The following is a 16,362-nucleotide window of genomic DNA, read 5'->3' as shown; positions in this document are numbered from 1 at the left end:
CATGAAGATCGGTGTAATCGGTGGCGGCCAGCTCGGCCGCATGTTGGCATTGGCAGGTACGCCGCTGGGCATGAACTTCGCCTTTCTCGATCCCGCGCCGGATGCCTGTGCTGCTGCACTTGGCGAGCATCTGCGTGCCGATTACGGCGATCTGGACCATCTGCGTCAGTTGGCTGATGAAGTCGATCTGGTGACTTTCGAGTTCGAAAGCGTTCCGGCCGAGACCGTGGCGTTTCTGTCGCAGTTCGTACCGGTCTATCCGAGCGCCGAGGCGTTGCGCATTGCGCGTGACCGCTGGTTTGAAAAAAGCATGTTCAAGGATCTGGGCATTCCGACGCCCGCATTCGCCGATATTCAGTCGCAGGCCGATCTGGATGCTGCGGTGGCCAGCATTGGCCTGCCTGCGGTGCTCAAGACTCGTACGCTGGGTTATGACGGCAAGGGCCAGAAGGTCCTGCGCTCGGCAGCAGATGTGACCGATACATTCGCCGAGCTCGGCAGCGTGCCGTGCCTGCTGGAAGGCTTCGTGCCGTTCACTGGCGAAGTGTCGCTGATCGCCGTTCGCGCACGTGATGGCGAGACCCGGTTCTACCCGCTGGTTCACAACACGCACGACAGCGGCATCCTGCGCCTGTCCATCGCCAGCACCGATCACCCATTGCAGGCACTGGCCGAAGACTACGCCGGTCGTGTCCTGAAGCAGCTGGATTACGTGGGCGTGCTGGCATTCGAGTTCTTTGAGGTCGACGGCGGCCTGAAAGCCAACGAGATCGCGCCGCGCGTCCACAACTCCGGTCACTGGACGACCGAAGGCGCCGAGTGCAGCCAGTTCGAGAACCACCTGCGGGCGGTTGCCGGTCTGCCGCTGGGCTCCACAGCCAAGGTCGGCGAGAGCGCCATGCTCAATTTCATCGGTGAAGTGCCAGCAGTGGACAAGGTCATCGCCGTCGAAGATTGCCACCTGCACCACTACGGCAAGGCGTTCAAGGCTGGCCGCAAAGTAGGACACGCTACGGTCCGCAGCGCTGACCGCGCTACGCTGGATCGTCAGGTGAAGCTGGTTGAAGCGTTGATCAAGGGCTGATCAGGCCCGCGGCTATCGCCAGGCCCTGTCATTCATGAAGAATTCTCCACCCCGAAGCAAACTGTCCATTGCGCCGGAACCATTCCCTGCCGCTGTTCTCAGATAGCAGTAGGTCGGGGCTGCTCATTAGCCCAGGCATATTCACTTAATACAGAGGGGAATGGCATGGGTATCATTGGAACCATCTTTATCGGCCTGATCGTTGGTCTGCTGGCTCGCTTCCTGAAGCCGGGCGACGACAGCATGGGCTGGATCATGACCATCGTGCTAGGTATCGCCGGCTCGCTCGCAGCCACTTATGGTGGTCAGGCGCTGGGTATCTATCAAGCGGGCGAGGGTGCAGGTTTCCTCGGCGCGCTGGTAGGTGCAATCATCCTGCTGGTTATCTACGGCATGATCAAAAAGAAATAACGTTTAATGTTCAGCCCTCTGTTCTGCGCAGCACAGAGGGCTAGAATGCGCGGCAACTCTTCCTTCTTTGCCGAGCTTTATCATGCGCCGCTTCTTGTTGATGACTCTTCTGCTGCTGTCCGGGCTTGCACACGCCCAGTTGCCGGAAACCGACTGGCTAGAGTTGATGCCCAAGTCCGATCAAAAAGCCCTCGAAGCCATGCCCGAGATTGACCACAATTCTCCGGAAGCGATGGGCACGTTCGACAGCAAGGGTGGCTTGAAGCAGAGCAAGGGTTTGCCTGCGGTCATGTATTCGACCAAGACCGTCCCGGCAATGAACGGCAAGACCATTCGTCTTGGCGGTTACCCTGTACCCCTCGAAACCGATGCCAAGGGCCACAGCACGCTGTTCTTCATCGTGCCCTATCCAGGCGCCTGCATTCACGTCCCGCCACCGCCGCCTAACCAGTTGGTGCTTGTGCGTTACCCCAAAGGCCTGAAACTGGATGATATCTACACACCACTGTGGGTAGAAGGCACCCTGAAAATCGAGAAGGTCAGTAACGATCTGGCTGATGCGGCGTATGCGATGGATGCGTCAAAGGTCCGCGTTGTGGTTGAATCGGACCTTTGATGGGCTTGATCAATAACTGATCAGAGCGCCTCGCTCCAGATACTCACACCCAGAACATGCATCTGGTCGGGGGCCAGCGTCACCACGTCGTCCAGCACGTTGGCCGTTTCGACGCAGACCATGCGCTGCCAGCCATCTGCTGCCATGTCGGTGAATTTGCCGGTTTTCTCGATCCACGGGTTCCACAGGATGGCTGATTTCGAGCCGGTGCTGCGGATATGGATGCGGCGCTGCCATTGGGGGTCAACGATGCTGAGTACCCCCGGTATATCCTTGTAGATACGGTCGGTTTCGCCAGTGAACGTCAGGTCGCCGGCCTGTTCACGTTCTTCCCAGTTTGCCAGGGTTTCGATGTAGCGCAGGCCGTCGAGCCCTTCGACGCTGACCTGACGAACATCGCTGACGGCGAAATAGGTGTGCAGCGCCTGGCTGATAACGACAGATTCTGTGCCGCAGTTGTAGCTGACCAGGCTGACGTTCAGAGCATGGTCCAGACGGATGCTGAGTTTCAGGGCGACGTTGTGCGGCCAGCCTGGCAGGTGGCCTTCGGCTTCCGGAAGGACGAACTCCACCAGCAGTGCATCGCCATCTGCTCCGATCCCCAGCAACTGCCAATCCAGCGCTCGCACTTCACCATGCGCCTTGGCAGGTTCGCTGCTGTCGCGCATTGCCTGCACGCTTTGCGGGTTGCGTTCCAGGTTACCGAACCACGGCCAGCAGATGGGCATGCCCGCGCGAATGGGTTTGCCTTGCTTGAAAACCGCCTCTTCATTCAGCCACACCAGAGGCTGCTGTCCGGCCACTTGATAGCTGAGGATATGTGCGCCCTGCTGCGCAACCAGCAGCTCTGCTTCGCCGTGGCGAATACGCCAGCAGTTCAGTTCGTCGTACTGGACAGATTCAACGTTGGGTTCAACCGGGGATGTTGGCATGCAAAGTTCTCACTCAATGACCGTGACGAAAATAGACCGCTTCACGCAAGGTGAGTTTAACCGGGCAGCCATCCTTGGGTTGAGCAACCAGTTACCGTCGTGCGGGAACCGAGCGTGTCCGCCCGCTGGAATCTATGGCCACGAACACGAATGCGGCCTCAGTGACCTTGCGCCATTCGCTGGTGAGCGGGTCATCGCTCCACACTTCGACCATCATCTTGATCGAGGTGCGTCCGACTTCCAGGGTGCGGGTGTAAAAGGAAAGCTGCTCGCCAACTGCGACCGGGACCAGAAACGCCATGCGATCAATCGCCACGGTCGCTACACGGCCGCCGGCCACTTTACTGGCCATGGCTGTACCCGCCAGGTCCATCTGGGAGACCAGCCAGCCGCCGAAGATGTCGCCAAAGCCATTGGTTTCGCGGGGAAGGGCGGTAATTTGCAGTGCAAGGTCGCCTTGCGGAGTTGGATCTTCTTGTTCGAGCTCGATCATGCCTAGGGTGCCTCTGACCCATGACTCTCATTATTGTATGCTGCGGTTAACAGGCGCCATTCAAAACCATGCGCATGAACATTGTGTGTCCAGTGCAGGTGTGGCCCATAGAGAAACTCTGCGAAACCCGCTGTTTCAGACGTTTTCGCACAACTTCCCAGTGCTGCTGACGACTTGCGAGTATATCGGGCGTTGCGTCATAGAACGACCGTCGGGTTTCCATTTTGTAATGATGCAGTTCTTGACATGTGTTTTTAAGAGCAATTTGCTATCTTGCTGAACCTCTACAGGTGACAAGACTGCCTGTACACGCAATTTTGGTGCCTATCTGCGCCTTTGCCCTCGACAATCGCTTCTGCACGGCACCCCGCAGCAAGCAGCCAGCGTTGCTGTCGCTTGCCCCTTTTTAAAGAACAAGTAAAGAGAAGCCTTGTCATGTCATCTGTTCCTTCAAGTTCCACGCAGCCTGCGCGGCCTTTGACCCGCAGCGATTACAAAACCCTTTCGCTCTCTGCTTTGGGTGGCGCGCTGGAGTTCTACGACTTCATCATTTTCGTGTTTTTCGCGGCGGTGGTCGGCAAGCTGTTTTTCCCGGTGGACATGCCCGACTGGCTGCGCATGATGCAGACGTTCGGCATTTTCGCCGCCGGTTATCTGGCGAGGCCGCTGGGCGGCATTATCATGGCGCACTTCGGCGATCTGCTGGGGCGCAAGAAAATGTTCACGCTGAGCATTTTCATGATGGCGGTGCCGACCCTGATCATGGGTCTGCTACCGACCTACGCACAGATCGGCATGTGGGCGCCGATTCTGCTGCTGTTGATGCGCGTCATTGAACTGGGCAGCCTGCGGCTGCAAATTGTGGGATTTTGAAATCGGTTATCATAGCCGAAATCGAGTCGATCCCTCCTCAGCACAGGCTTACACATGGCGTCAGAGACCAAAAAACGTAAACGGGCGAGCCGGGCAAAAGCCAAGGCAAAGCAGACCCGTCTCCAACGCGCCGGGCATACTACCTTCGTGCCCGATACCGACTTTTCCTTCGATATCGATCCTTTCGGTGATGTCGATCTTTGTAGTTGCTGCCAGACAACGTATCTGAACGACATGTTTCCCGACGCTTCTTGCGTAAGCGTTTAGATGAGAGAAGGGCCAGGCGGATTCGCCATCACCGCCGTCATTCACCACGATGAGGAGCCGCCCTGCTGACGTGGCCTCTGCACCGCCTGCTTACAAACCTCGACCGCTCAAAAACCTCTTCACGGCCAACGGCTGCTGGGCAGATTTGCTGGAGGCCGGCGGTCTGCGCCACATCGAAGTGGAGTCGATCAGCAAAATGCTCGCCTGCGGCACCTCGATACTGGGCGTCAAACACTACACCTGTGGCAATGAGCATTGCCCGCACGTCAAATACCTGTGCAACACCTGCCATTGCCGGGCCTGTCCTTCCTGCGGCAAAAAGGCCACCGACCAGTGGATCGCCGTGCAAAACAACCGTCTGCCCGACTGCCCCTGGCAGCATCTGGTGTTCACGCTGCCCGACACGCTGTGGTCCCTGTTCTTCTACAACCGCTGGCTGCTCGATGCGCTGTTTCGTCTGGCGGCCGATAACCTGATCTACACCGCCAAGCGGCGCGGTTTGCGCGTCGGGATTTTCGGTGCGCTGCACACCTATGGCCGGCGGCTCAACTGGCATCCCCACGTCCACCTGTCGGTGACCGCGGGCGGCCTGGATGAGCAGGGCGTCTGGAAAAATCTGTCGTTCCACAAAGAGGCCCTGCGGCGGCGCTGGATGTGGCTGGTGCGCGATTACCTGCTGGGACAGCCGCTTTCGCAATTGACGATGCCGCCGCAGCTGGCCCACATCCTCTGTGAAAGCGACTGGCGCCGTCTGATACTGACCGCTGGTGGCCAGCACTGGCACATCCACTTGTCGAAGAAGACGGAAAACGGCCGAAAGACCGTCAATTACCTGGGCCGCTACCTGAAAAAACCGCCGATCTCGGGCAGTCGTCTGGCCCATTACACCTGCGGGGCCACGTTGAGCTTTACCTACCTGGATCACCGCACGCAGACCTATCAGCAGGAAACGCTGAGCCAGGCCGACATGCTGCGCCGGGTGGTGCAGCACATCCCGGAAAAGCATTTCCGGATGATCCGGTATTTTGGTTTTCTGGCCAATCGGGTGTGTGGGAAATACCTGCCGAAGGTCTATGAAGCATTGAAGATGGCGACGCCAGGACCGACACCGAAGCTGTATTTTGTGCAGATGGCCAAAGCCTTTCTAAACGTCGATCCGTTCCGCTGCGTGCTGTGTGGCGCGCGGATGGTCTACACGGCGGCAATCAGCGGGCTGACGGTGCAGGGACTGGTCCTCAACGCTCAGGCAATCGCGCAGATGAGGTACGTGAAGCCCTGACAGGGGGAAGGTGCGTCCGCACCTAGGCTCAGCGGTAAAATAACCTGCACAAATTCGGATTGATAGGGATTTTCACTGCATAAGTAACGCATCAGCGTCTTCCTACGCATCGCTATGAAGGCATGACGCCTCCTTCACAGCGTCAGGTTCATGCATAGGCATTTTGAAATTCCTATGCATCAAGGTGCCGCCATCGGCGGTGAAGTGCCTGGCGCCTGGGTCTTCGTCTCCGAGCATGTGCCTGCACGGCGTGTCGGGTATGCCTGCGGCACCCTGACCGCAGGGCTGACAGCGGGCATCCTGCTGGGCTCGCTGGTCGCCACGGCGATCAACAGTATTTATACCCCGGTCGAAGTGTCGGATTACGCCTGGCGGATCCCTTTCCTGCTGGGCGGCGTGTTTGGCCTGATGTCGGTTTATCTGCGCCGTCTGTTGCACGAAACGCCGGTGTTCGCCGAACTGCAACTGCGCAAGGCGCTGGCTGAAGAAGTGCCGCTCAAGGCGGTGCTGCGTGATCATCGTGGTGCAGTTGCGCTGTCGATGCTGATGACCTGGTTGCTCTCGGCCGGCATCATCGTCGTTATCCTGATGACGCCGACCATTCTGCAAACCATCTATGGCTTTCCGGCCGCTACCGCGCTGAAAGCCAACAGCCTGGCAATTGTATTCCTGAGCGTGGGTTGCATCGCAGCAGGCGCGCTGGCGGATCGTTTCGGCGCAGGCCGGGTGTTTCTGCTGGGCAGCGCAGGTTTGCTGGTCAGTTCCTGGACGTTCTATCACGTCCTCGGCAGCCATCCGGAAGTGCTGTTCCCGCTGTATGCCGTGACGGGCCTGTTCGTTGGCACTATCGGCGCGGTTCCTTATGTCATGGTCAAGGCTTTCCCGCCCGTGGTGCGTTTCTCCGGGCTGTCGTTCTCTTACAACCTGGCATACGCCATTTTCGGGGGGCTGACGCCGATGGTGGTGACGTTCATGCTCAAGAGCAGCCCGATGGGCCCGGCCTGGTATGTCGCGATTCTCTGCGGCCTGGGTATGGCAATCGGCGTGTTTTTGCTCACCAGAAAGCGTTGATCAGCACCCACTGGTAAAACGCTCAAGGTATCCGCTACAGCGAAAGGCTATCTCCCTGCGAGGGGCGATGGCCTTTTAATCTTATTGTCATAATCAATTCATAGAGTAGTCACAAGACTGGCCCAAAAGGCTTGTGGACACCTACATACCCTGCCAGGAGCGCAAGGATGACACTCAAGCGTTTGATGGCTGCACTGATATGGGTTGCCGCCAGCGCGACGGCAGCCAATACGCTGGCTGCCGTCGACCCTGCCATCAAGGCCTATACCAGGACCTCCGGTGTGTCGGGCAATCTCTCCAGTGTCGGCTCCGATACTCTGGCAAATCTGATGACCCTGTGGGCCGAGGCCTACAAGAAAGAATACCCGAGCGTGAACATCCAGATTCAAGCGGCCGGCTCTTCCACAGCGCCACCTGCACTGACCGAGGGCACGGCCAATCTGGGCCCGATGAGCCGCAGGATGAAAGACGGCGAATTATCTGCTTTTGAGCAGAAACACGGCTACAAACCGACCGCTATTCCGGTCGCTGTGGACGCATTGGCCGTATTCGTGCACAAGGACAATCCGATCAAGGGCCTGACCCTGCAGCAGGTGGACGCAATCTTTTCTGCGACCCGCCTGTGCGGTGCCAGGGCGGATGCGAAAACCTGGGGTGATGTCGGTGTGAGCGGCAGCCTGGCAGGCAAGCCGATTCAGTTGTTCGGTCGCAACTCGGTGTCGGGTACTTACGGTTATTTCAAGGAAGAAGCCCTGTGCAAAGGCGATTTCAAAGCCAACGTCAACGAACAGCCTGGTTCCGCCTCGGTCGTCAGCGCCATCAGCAATTCGCTTAACAGCATTGGCTACTCAGGCATCGGCTACAAGACATCCAATGTCAGGACCGTCCCGCTGGCGAAGAAAGAGGGCGGCGAATTTGTCGAAGACAGCGAAGCCAATACCCTGAACGGCAGTTATCCACTGTCGCGCTTCCTTTACGTGTACGTGAACAAGGTGCCGAACCAGCCCTTGGCGCCGCTGGAGGCCGAGTTTGTAAAACTGGTGCTGTCGAGACAGGGCCAGGAAGTGGTGATGAAGGACGGTTATATCCCGCTGCCCGCCCGTGTCGTCGAGAAGACGCTGGCCGATCTTGGCCTGCAGGGCGCGGGCGGCGTGGCGGTAAAGTAGTCACGTACGCGTTGGAGCGGGGCTCAATGGACTGGCCTGCATACAAATTGAACAGTCCGCCGCCGGTTTCGCAGGCAGCGGGCTTTCTTGCGTCACCTTGCTGTAATTTTTCTGTCATACAAGGCGTCTACGGTGTGTGCGCATGAATGAGCTGTTCAAATCGACGATGGACCAAAGCTCGCCTCCAGCGCGTATTGATTTCAATACGCCTGCGATGGTGAGAAAGCGTCGTGTCCGTGCGTTCAAGGATCGCCTCACTCACTGGTACGTCGCTATTGGTGGCCTTGCCGTTCTGGCGGCGATCACACTGATCTTCTTCTATCTGGCCTATGTCGTCGCGCCGCTCTTCAAAGGCGCAAGCCTTACTTCCGAACCCGTGCTGAATACTGCCTGGATGCAGGATGCGGGCACGCCGTTGATGATCGCAATTGAAGAGCAGAACCAGATCGGGATGCGCATTTCCGACAAGGGCGAAGTCATCTTTTTCAACGTCAAGGATGGCGCAGAACTGCATAGGGTTGCCTTGCCGCTGCCCGCTGGCGTGTCTGTCGCTTCCATCGGCAAGGATCAGCCCGGCGCACCATTAATAGCTTTGGGCTTGTCCAATGGCCAGGTGCTGGTGTTCAGGCACTCGTACCTGACGACCTATCCGAACAATCAGAAAACCATCACCCCGAGCGTGGCCTGGCCCTACGGCGAAGCGCCTTTGGTGCTGGATGAGGCCGGTCGCGCAGTCGAGCATGTGACCGTCAGTGCCGATGGCGACAGCCTCAAGCTGGCAGGGTCTACCGGCACTCAGTTGCACGTTATCTCGCTCGAGCAGAAAGAAAACATGATGACCGGCGAGATGACGCGTGAGCAGACTCGCATCGAGCTACCGCAGATGTCGGCCGCCGTGAAAGCGATTTACATCGATCCGCGCCAGCAATGGTTGTATGTCATCAATGGTCGCGCCCAGGCGGATGTGTTCAGCCTGCGCGACCGAACCCTCAATGGCCGCTATAAATTGCTGGAAGACGGTAACGCCGAGATCACGGCGAGTGCCCAACTGGTCGGCGGTATTTCGCTGATCATTGGCAACTCAAAGGGCAGCATGTCCCAGTGGTTCATGGCCCGGGACACTGACGGCGAGCAGCGCCTGATGCGCATCCGCGACTTTAAAATGGGCAGCGCACCTATCGAGCAGATCAAGGCCGAACAGCGGCGCAAGGGCTTCATTGCTCTGGACGCTTCGGGAAAGCTTGGCGTGTTCCACAGCACCGCGCACCGAACCTTGCTGATCGACAAGGTAACTGACGGTCCCGGCATTCTGGCGTTATCGCCGCGCGCCAACCGGGTTCTGATCGAAAGCGCTGGCAAGCTGTTGCCGCTGGCGCTGGACAACCCGCACCCGGAAGTCTCCTGGAGCTCGCTATGGGGCAAGGTCTGGTATGAGAATTACGACGAGCCCAAGTACGTTTGGCAATCCACGGCGTCCAACTCCGACTTCGAGCCAAAGCTGAGCCTGGCACCCTTGACCTACGGCACCCTGAAAGCGGCGTTCTACGCCATGTTGCTGGCCGCGCCGCTGGCCGTGGCGGCCGCGATCTACACCGCCTACTTCATGGCGCCGGGCATGCGCCGCAAGGTCAAGCCGGTGATTGAATTGATGGAAGCGATGCCGACGGTGATTCTCGGTTTCTTTGCCGGATTGTTTCTGGCGCCGTATCTGGAAGGTCATTTGCCGGGCATCTTCAGCTTGCTGCTGCTCACGCCGATCGGCATTTTGCTGGCGGGCTTTTTCTGGACCCGTCTGCCTGATTCGCTTCGCCTGCGCGTGCCCGATGGCTGGGAAGGCGCGATCCTGATTCCCGTTGTGCTATTGGTGGGCTGGTTTTCACTGAGCATGAGCCCGCACCTGGAGAGCTGGTTCTTCGGCGGCGACATGAGCACATGGATCCGCGACCAACTGGGCATCACCTACGATCAGCGCAACGCGTTGGTGGTCGGCATTGCAATGGGTTTCGCGGTGATCCCCAACATCTATTCAATTGCCGAAGACGCCGTGTTCAGCGTGCCGCGCAGCCTGACACTGGGCTCTCTGGCGCTGGGCGCGACGCCGTGGCAGACCCTGACGCGTGTAGTCATCCTGACCGCCAGCCCCGGTATTTTTTCGGCCTTGATGATCGGCATGGGCCGGGCGGTGGGGGAAACCATGATTGTGCTGATGGCGACCGGCAACACGCCGATCATGGACATGAATCTGTTTGAAGGCATGCGCACGCTGGCGGCCAATGTCGCGGTGGAGATGCCAGAGTCGGAAGTAGGCGGCAGCCATTATCGGGTGTTGTTTCTGGCGGCGTTGGTGCTGTTGATGTTCACCTTTGTGATGAACACCCTCGCGGAGTTGATTCGTCAGCGTCTGCGCAAGCAATACTCGGCGTTGTAAGGAAGGTAGGCGTTGGTGAAGCGGAACTCCCTCAAAAACTGGTTCAAAAGCGGCGCCCCCGGCGTCTGGATGAGTGCGGGTGCCGTATCCATCGCTGTCATCATGACCATCGGCCTGCTGGCGGTGATCGCCGTGCGGGGGCTTGGGCACTTTTGGCCCGCTGATCTGGTGGTCGCACGTTATGCGGTGCCCAATCAGGAATCGAGTGTGCTGGTTGGTGAGCGGGTCGAGCAGGAACAGGTCCCTCGTGCGCGTTTGAAAAGCGCGGGTCTGCCGGTGCCTGACCAAGGGCCGGAGTTCATGACCCGTGAGCTGTTCAAGGTTGGCAACCGTGACCTCAACCCCAGCGATTTCACCTGGGTTGTGGGCGACTGGCTGACCGACCAGAGCCGTCCTGCCGAACTGATGACACTGGAGCGCCGGGAGTGGGGCAATTTCTACGGCTATCTGGTCAACGTCAAAGAAGACGGCCGGATAGTGGCACAAGGCGAAGCTGCCTGGCCGATCCTGCAAGAGCGCATCAAACGCGTCGAAAAGCTGGCTGACGAACTCTACATTCTGGAAAAGAAAGACATCGGGGCCATCAATCACGGTATTGAGCGCCTGCGTCTGCAGGCCCGCAAGCTGGAACTCAATGGCCGGCTCGATGCCGCTGCGCAAGCTGACATGGCTGCAGAACGTGCCGAGCTGGACGCGCGTTACAAGGTCATCGAGGGGCGTCTGGACGGCCTGCATGAGGCTTTTGATCGCGACAGCCTGACGGCACGCGATGGCAATGGCAAAGAAATCGAACTCAGCCTGGGCAAAGTGGTGCGTGCTTACCAGCCCAACGCGATGGGCACCGTTACCAAGCTGGGTTTCTACTTCCAGAAACTGTGGGAATTTCTCAGTGACGACCCTCGCGAAGCCAACACCGAAGGGGGTATTTTCCCGGCTATCTTCGGCACGGTGATGATGACCCTGATCATGGCAGTGATCGTGACGCCGTTCGGTGTGCTGGCAGCGGTTTACCTGCGCGAGTACGCGCGTCAGGGGCCGGTTACCCGGCTGATCCGCATTGCGGTGAACAACCTGGCCGGTGTGCCGGCGATTGTGTACGGCGTGTTCGGCCTCGGTTTTTTCGTTTATGTGCTCGGCGGCTCGGTAGACCGGCTGTTCTTTCCTGAAGCGCTGCCAGCCCCGACGTTTGGTACGCCAGGCCTGTTATGGGCCTCGCTGACCCTGGCGCTGCTGGCCGTGCCGGTGGTGATCGTGGCCACCGAAGAAGGGTTGGCGCGTATTCCGCTGACCCTGCGCGAAGGCTCGCTGGCGCTGGGCGCGACCAAGGCCGAGACGCTGTGGAAGATTGTATTGCCAATGGCCAGCCCGGCAATGATGACCGGCCTGATTCTGGCGGTGGCGCGTGCCGCCGGGGAAGTTGCGCCATTGATGCTGGTGGGCGTGGTCAAACTGGCCCCGTCGCTGCCGCTGGATGGCAACTATCCTTATCTGCATCTCGATCAGAAGATCATGCACCTGGGTTTCCACATTTACGACGTCGGCTTCCAGAGCCCGAACGTCGAGGCGGCACGCCCGCTGGTCTACGCCACCGCGCTGTTGCTGGTGCTGGTCATCGCCTTGCTCAATCTCTCGGCTGTGAGTATCCGTAACCATTTGCGGGAAAAGTATAAGGCGCTCGACAATTGATCCCGAATTCGCCCTTTGGCAAACGCAGCCGTTCGATGAAGCGAATCGTTCGCACAGGAGCAATCCATGCAGCATGAAAGCCCGACTCACGGCATGAACATGTCGGCCCTGAGGCGTCACAAGCAACGCCTGGATCTGGCCGATGAGACCGTGGCCATCGAAGTGCCGGGTCTGAATCTGTTCTATGGCGACAAGCAGGCGCTGTTCGATATTGCCCTGAATATCCCCAAGCAGAAGGTGACCTCGTTCATCGGTCCGTCCGGTTGTGGCAAGTCGACCCTGTTGCGCAGTTTCAATCGCATGAACGATCTGGTCGATGGCTGCCGCGTTGAAGGCGCAATCAACCTGTACGGTCACAACATCTACACCAAAGGCGAGGAAGTTGCTGAGTTGCGTCGGCGCGTCGGCATGGTGTTCCAGAAGCCGAACCCGTTCCCCAAGACGATTTATGAAAACGTGGTCTACGGCCTGCGCATTCAGGGGATCAACAAGAAGCGCGTACTCGATGAAGCCGTCGAGTGGGCGCTGAAAGCCTCTGCGCTCTGGGATGAGGTCAAGGATCGACTGCATGAGTCGGCGTTGGGGTTGTCCGGAGGGCAGCAACAGCGTCTGGTCATTGCCCGAACGATCGCCGTGGAGCCGGAAGTTTTGCTGCTCGACGAACCCTGTTCGGCACTTGACCCGATTTCGACCCTTAAAGTCGAAGAACTGATCTACGAACTGAAATCGAAATACACCATTGTGATCGTTACGCACAACATGCAGCAGGCGGCTCGGGTGTCGGATTACACCGCGTTTATGTACATGGGCAAACTCGTCGAGTTCGGTGATACAGACACCTTGTTCACCAACCCGGCAAAAAAACAGACAGAAGACTACATCACCGGTCGTTACGGCTAGGACGTGCTTCGTCAGACCTGAACCACCGCTGCGTTTTCGCTATTAACCGGACGTTCCAAGGACACCCAGCATGATCCACAAAGACAGCCATACGCATCACATTTCCCAACAGTTCAACGCGGAACTCGAAGACGTTCGCAGCCATTTGCTCGAAATGGGTGGCCTGGTCGAGAAGCAGGTGAACGATTCTGTCACGGCACTGATCGAGGCCGACTCCGGTCTTGCCCAGCGCGTTCGCGAGGTCGACGACCGGATCAATCAGATGGAGCGCAGCATTGACGAAGAATGCCTGCGCATTCTGGCTCGTCGCCAGCCAGCGGCGTCCGATCTGCGCCTGATCATCAGCATTTCCAAGTCGGTGATCGACCTGGAGCGCATCGGTGATGAAGCCACCAAGATCGCCCGCCGTGCCATCAAACTCTGCGAAGAGGGCGAGGCGCCACGCGGTTACGTCGAGGTCCGTCATATCGGTGATCAGGTGCGCAACATGGTTCGCGATGCCCTGGACTCGTTCGCGCGTTTCGACGCTGAGCTGGCCCTGTCGGTCGCGCAGTACGACAAGACCATCGACCGTGAGTACAAAACCGCCCTGCGCGAGCTGGCGACCTACATGATGGAAGATCCACGCTCGATCTCCCGCGTGCTGGACGTCATCTGGGTGCTGCGCTCTCTGGAGCGCATCGGCGACCATGCCCGCAACATTTCCGAGCTGGTGATTTATCTGGTGCGTGGCACCGACGTGCGGCACATGGGGCTCAAGCGCATGAAGGAAGAAGTGCAGGGTATCTCGAGCGAAACCGCTAATGTTCCGGGCGACGCTGACGATAAGTAAGATTGCCTGCGAGAAAAACGCCCAGCATGCGCTGGGCGTTTTTCGTTGTGCAGACGAGTATTCCCGTCGCCTGCGGATTAAATGTCGCGGCGCAGTCAATCAATATGGCAGTTGGCCACCGGTCAACGCTATGCTTGCCGAAACAAAGGGCGTGTTGGCATACCGCAGTTCGCCTCCAGGTGAACACGCCCGCAGGAGCGTCGATGAGTAAGGTCAGTGTATTGGTGGTGGATGACGCGACTTTCATTCGCGACTTGGTCAAGAAAGGGCTGCGCAATTATTTTCCCGGGATTCATACCGAGGACGCAGTCAATGGTCGCAAGGCTCAGGCTTTGCTGGGCAAAGAGTCGTTCGATCTGATTCTGTGCGACTGGGAAATGCCCGAGATGTCCGGCCTGGAGCTGTTGACATGGTGTCGTGAGCAAGACAATTACCTGAGAACCGTGCCGTTCATCATGGTGACCAGCCGTGGCGACAAGGAAAACGTCGTGCAGGCTATTCAGGCCGGCGTGACCGATTTTGTCGGCAAACCGTTCACTAACGAGCAGTTGCTGACCAAGGTCAAGAAGGCGCTGGCGAAGGTCGGCAAGCTTGATGCGGTCATGTCCACAGCCCCGGCACGCATGAACTCGCCGCTCAATGACTCGCTCAGTGCATTGACCGGCGGCAAGGCCGAAGTGGTTCGCGCCACGCCAGCTGCCGCGCCTGCCGGTATCGCCAAAGCGCCGCCTGTAGCAGCCAAATCGCCGGAGCCTGCCGGTCGTGGACAGGGTCAGTTGCGCCTGCCCAACGGCATTCAGTCGTGCGTGATCAAGGCTTTGACGCTGAAAGACGCCACACTGGTGATACGCGTCAGCGAAAACCTGCCGCAGGTGCTCGACAGCGCGGTACTGGACCTTGAGCAAGGCGAGAGCAACGAGGTCGCACGCCTGAATGGCTACCTGCACTCCGTTGCCGCGTTCGAGCAGAAGCCTGACAGTGAATGGCTGCAAGTGACTTTCCGCTTTGTCGATCAGGATGCGCAGAAGCTCGACTACCTGTCGCGCCTGATCGCACGTGGCACGGCTCAGAAGCACTTTATCCCCGGAGCCTGATACACGCCTCCTGCTGACTGGCATGCCGACGTTCGCGTTGGCATGCCCCAAATACCTACTGCACAGCTACCTAATAACTTCACCCCGCTGCAATCACCCCCTCGCTGATCATGCTGTGTCCGTGGCTTGTCTGGCGCGTTATTCATGTCCGATTGATACCGACGAGTCCTCTTCTGTCTGCAAGGCTGCTAGGCTTGGCACCCAGTGCCCTTGAACCCGAACGCCTCTGATGCTTGCACGCCTGCTTATCCTGTTTGCCCTGATGTTGACTGTGCAGTCGGCCGGGGCAGTCACGATCTATAAATTCACCGATGCCGATGGCGTGGTGTCGTTCTCGGATCGGCCAACACCTGGCGCATCGGTCATGGTGTTTCGGGACCGGATGGTCGAGCGTATCGACGGCCAGGTGCATTTGAGTGTCAGGCGTGAAAAGGGCGTGCACAGCCTGTACGTGCGCAACGATCTGTACGCCCCGGTCGAGGTCGAACTCAAGCTTTCCAGTGTGACCAACGTGCTGGGCGTCTCTGGCTCGTCAGCAACGCTGCGCCGCACGATCCCTGCGCGCAGTAATGAACGTGTGGTGGTGCTGAGCCCCAAAGTGGGGAGCAAGCCGATGAACTATGCCTCGGTGCTGACTTCAACCCTGGGCGATCCCAAAGGTTCGGTGCAGGCCTATAAATACCCATTGCCGTGGATTGGCGGACCGTTTCGCCTGACTCAGGGGCCGAATGGCAAATACAGTCATTATGGTGCCAAGGGCCGCTATGCGATGGACATTGCCATGCCCGAAGGCACCCCGATCATCGCCGCACGCGGCGGGACGGTGATAAAGATCGAAAACAGCCAGTCAGGGAGGGGTTCGAATGCGTCAGGCAACTTCGTACGGATTCTGCACGAAGACGGCACGATGGGCGTCTATCTGCACCTGATGCGCGGTTCGGTGAGTGTCAGGGAAGGTCAGCGGGTCAGCGTCGGAACCGCGCTGGCGCGGTCGGGTAATACCGGAAACAGCACCGGCCCGCATCTGCACTTTGTCGTGCAACGCAATTTGGGCCATGAACTGGTATCGATCCCTTACGAATTCGCCAGACCAGTGCAGAGCCTGCCCAACTTCGCCGTCGGCGGGAATTGACTGCTGGAGCGACCGTCCATTTCTTGACTATCGTGCCGACGCTCCGCGTCGGTATGCCGTTCAGGGCGCTCCGCGTCCGCTTTGAGTATGCGGCGCGG

Annotated in this window: 13 protein-coding genes and 2 pseudogenes; 13 read left to right on the top strand and 2 right to left on the bottom strand. The window is 58.6% G+C overall.

The window, feature by feature from the left end:
* Position 1: 1 nt before the first annotated feature.
* From AC4ANE_RS27065 to AC4ANE_RS27055, 3 genes are all read left to right on the top strand, one after another.
* A complete protein-coding gene (locus tag AC4ANE_RS27065; protein WP_002555897.1) occupies positions 2–1,084 on the top strand; it encodes a 5-(carboxyamino)imidazole ribonucleotide synthase in 1,083 nt (360 codons plus the stop codon).
* 165 nt (positions 1,085–1,249) lie between these two features.
* The gene (locus AC4ANE_RS27060; RefSeq protein ID WP_002555896.1) at positions 1,250–1,495 is read left to right on the top strand and encodes a GlsB/YeaQ/YmgE family stress response membrane protein; all 246 of its coding nucleotides are present in this window, start codon (positions 1,250–1,252) and stop codon (positions 1,493–1,495) included.
* 82 nt (positions 1,496–1,577) lie between these two features.
* Positions 1,578–2,111, top strand: coding sequence for a DUF3299 domain-containing protein (locus AC4ANE_RS27055; protein WP_002555895.1), 534 nt, complete (start codon positions 1,578–1,580; stop codon positions 2,109–2,111).
* A 20-nt stretch (positions 2,112–2,131) separates the two neighbouring features.
* Here AC4ANE_RS27055 and AC4ANE_RS27050 read toward each other — a convergent pair whose 3' ends face one another.
* Positions 2,132–3,043, bottom strand: coding sequence for a D-hexose-6-phosphate mutarotase (locus AC4ANE_RS27050; RefSeq protein ID WP_031595760.1), 912 nt, complete (start codon positions 3,041–3,043; stop codon positions 2,132–2,134).
* Between the two features lie 91 nt (positions 3,044–3,134).
* Positions 3,135–3,536, bottom strand: a complete 402-nt coding sequence (locus AC4ANE_RS27045; RefSeq protein WP_002555893.1) for an acyl-CoA thioesterase — start codon at positions 3,534–3,536, stop codon at positions 3,135–3,137.
* A gap of 435 nt (positions 3,537–3,971) precedes the next feature.
* On the opposite strand from AC4ANE_RS27045, the pseudogene AC4ANE_RS27040 reads away from it, so the two are divergent.
* From AC4ANE_RS27040 to AC4ANE_RS26995, 10 genes and pseudogenes are all read left to right on the top strand, one after another.
* Positions 3,972–4,403: pseudogene (locus AC4ANE_RS27040) on the top strand (MFS transporter); the annotation flags it as partial.
* A gap of 343 nt (positions 4,404–4,746) precedes the next feature.
* Positions 4,747–5,955 carry an IS91 family transposase gene (locus tag AC4ANE_RS27035; RefSeq protein ID WP_460408630.1) on the top strand — a complete coding sequence of 403 codons (1,209 nt, stop codon included), beginning with the start codon at positions 4,747–4,749 and terminating at the stop codon, positions 5,953–5,955.
* A 180-nt stretch (positions 5,956–6,135) separates the two neighbouring features.
* Positions 6,136–7,026: pseudogene (locus tag AC4ANE_RS27030) on the top strand (MFS transporter); the annotation flags it as partial.
* A 167-nt stretch (positions 7,027–7,193) separates the two neighbouring features.
* The gene (locus AC4ANE_RS27025; protein ID WP_002555891.1) at positions 7,194–8,192 is read left to right on the top strand and encodes a phosphate ABC transporter substrate-binding protein PstS family protein; all 999 of its coding nucleotides are present in this window, start codon (positions 7,194–7,196) and stop codon (positions 8,190–8,192) included.
* A 142-nt stretch (positions 8,193–8,334) separates the two neighbouring features.
* Positions 8,335–10,620, top strand: a complete 2,286-nt coding sequence (locus AC4ANE_RS27020) for an ABC transporter permease subunit (RefSeq protein WP_002555890.1) — start codon at positions 8,335–8,337, stop codon at positions 10,618–10,620.
* A 69-nt stretch (positions 10,621–10,689) separates the two neighbouring features.
* A complete protein-coding gene (pstA, locus tag AC4ANE_RS27015; RefSeq protein WP_170947386.1) occupies positions 10,690–12,306 on the top strand; it encodes a phosphate ABC transporter permease PstA in 1,617 nt (538 codons plus the stop codon).
* 66 nt (positions 12,307–12,372) lie between these two features.
* The gene (gene pstB / locus AC4ANE_RS27010) at positions 12,373–13,206 is read left to right on the top strand and encodes a phosphate ABC transporter ATP-binding protein PstB (RefSeq protein ID WP_005734982.1); all 834 of its coding nucleotides are present in this window, start codon (positions 12,373–12,375) and stop codon (positions 13,204–13,206) included.
* A gap of 70 nt (positions 13,207–13,276) precedes the next feature.
* Positions 13,277–14,038 (top strand): phosphate signaling complex protein PhoU, encoded by a 762-nt coding sequence (gene phoU / locus AC4ANE_RS27005; protein ID WP_002555887.1) that lies wholly within the window; start codon positions 13,277–13,279, stop codon positions 14,036–14,038.
* 203 nt (positions 14,039–14,241) lie between these two features.
* Complete coding sequence (locus tag AC4ANE_RS27000) at positions 14,242–15,132, top strand: response regulator (RefSeq protein ID WP_002555886.1); 891 nt, start codon at positions 14,242–14,244, stop codon at positions 15,130–15,132.
* A gap of 229 nt (positions 15,133–15,361) precedes the next feature.
* Positions 15,362–16,264 carry a peptidoglycan DD-metalloendopeptidase family protein gene (locus AC4ANE_RS26995; RefSeq protein ID WP_044322185.1) on the top strand — a complete coding sequence of 301 codons (903 nt, stop codon included), beginning with the start codon at positions 15,362–15,364 and terminating at the stop codon, positions 16,262–16,264.
* Positions 16,265–16,362 lie beyond the last annotated feature (98 nt).

Source organism: Pseudomonas sp. Pme6b (genome assembly GCF_058129925.1).
Note: the sequence above shows the minus strand (reverse complement) of the source record. Positions and strands in the feature narration are given on the sequence as shown.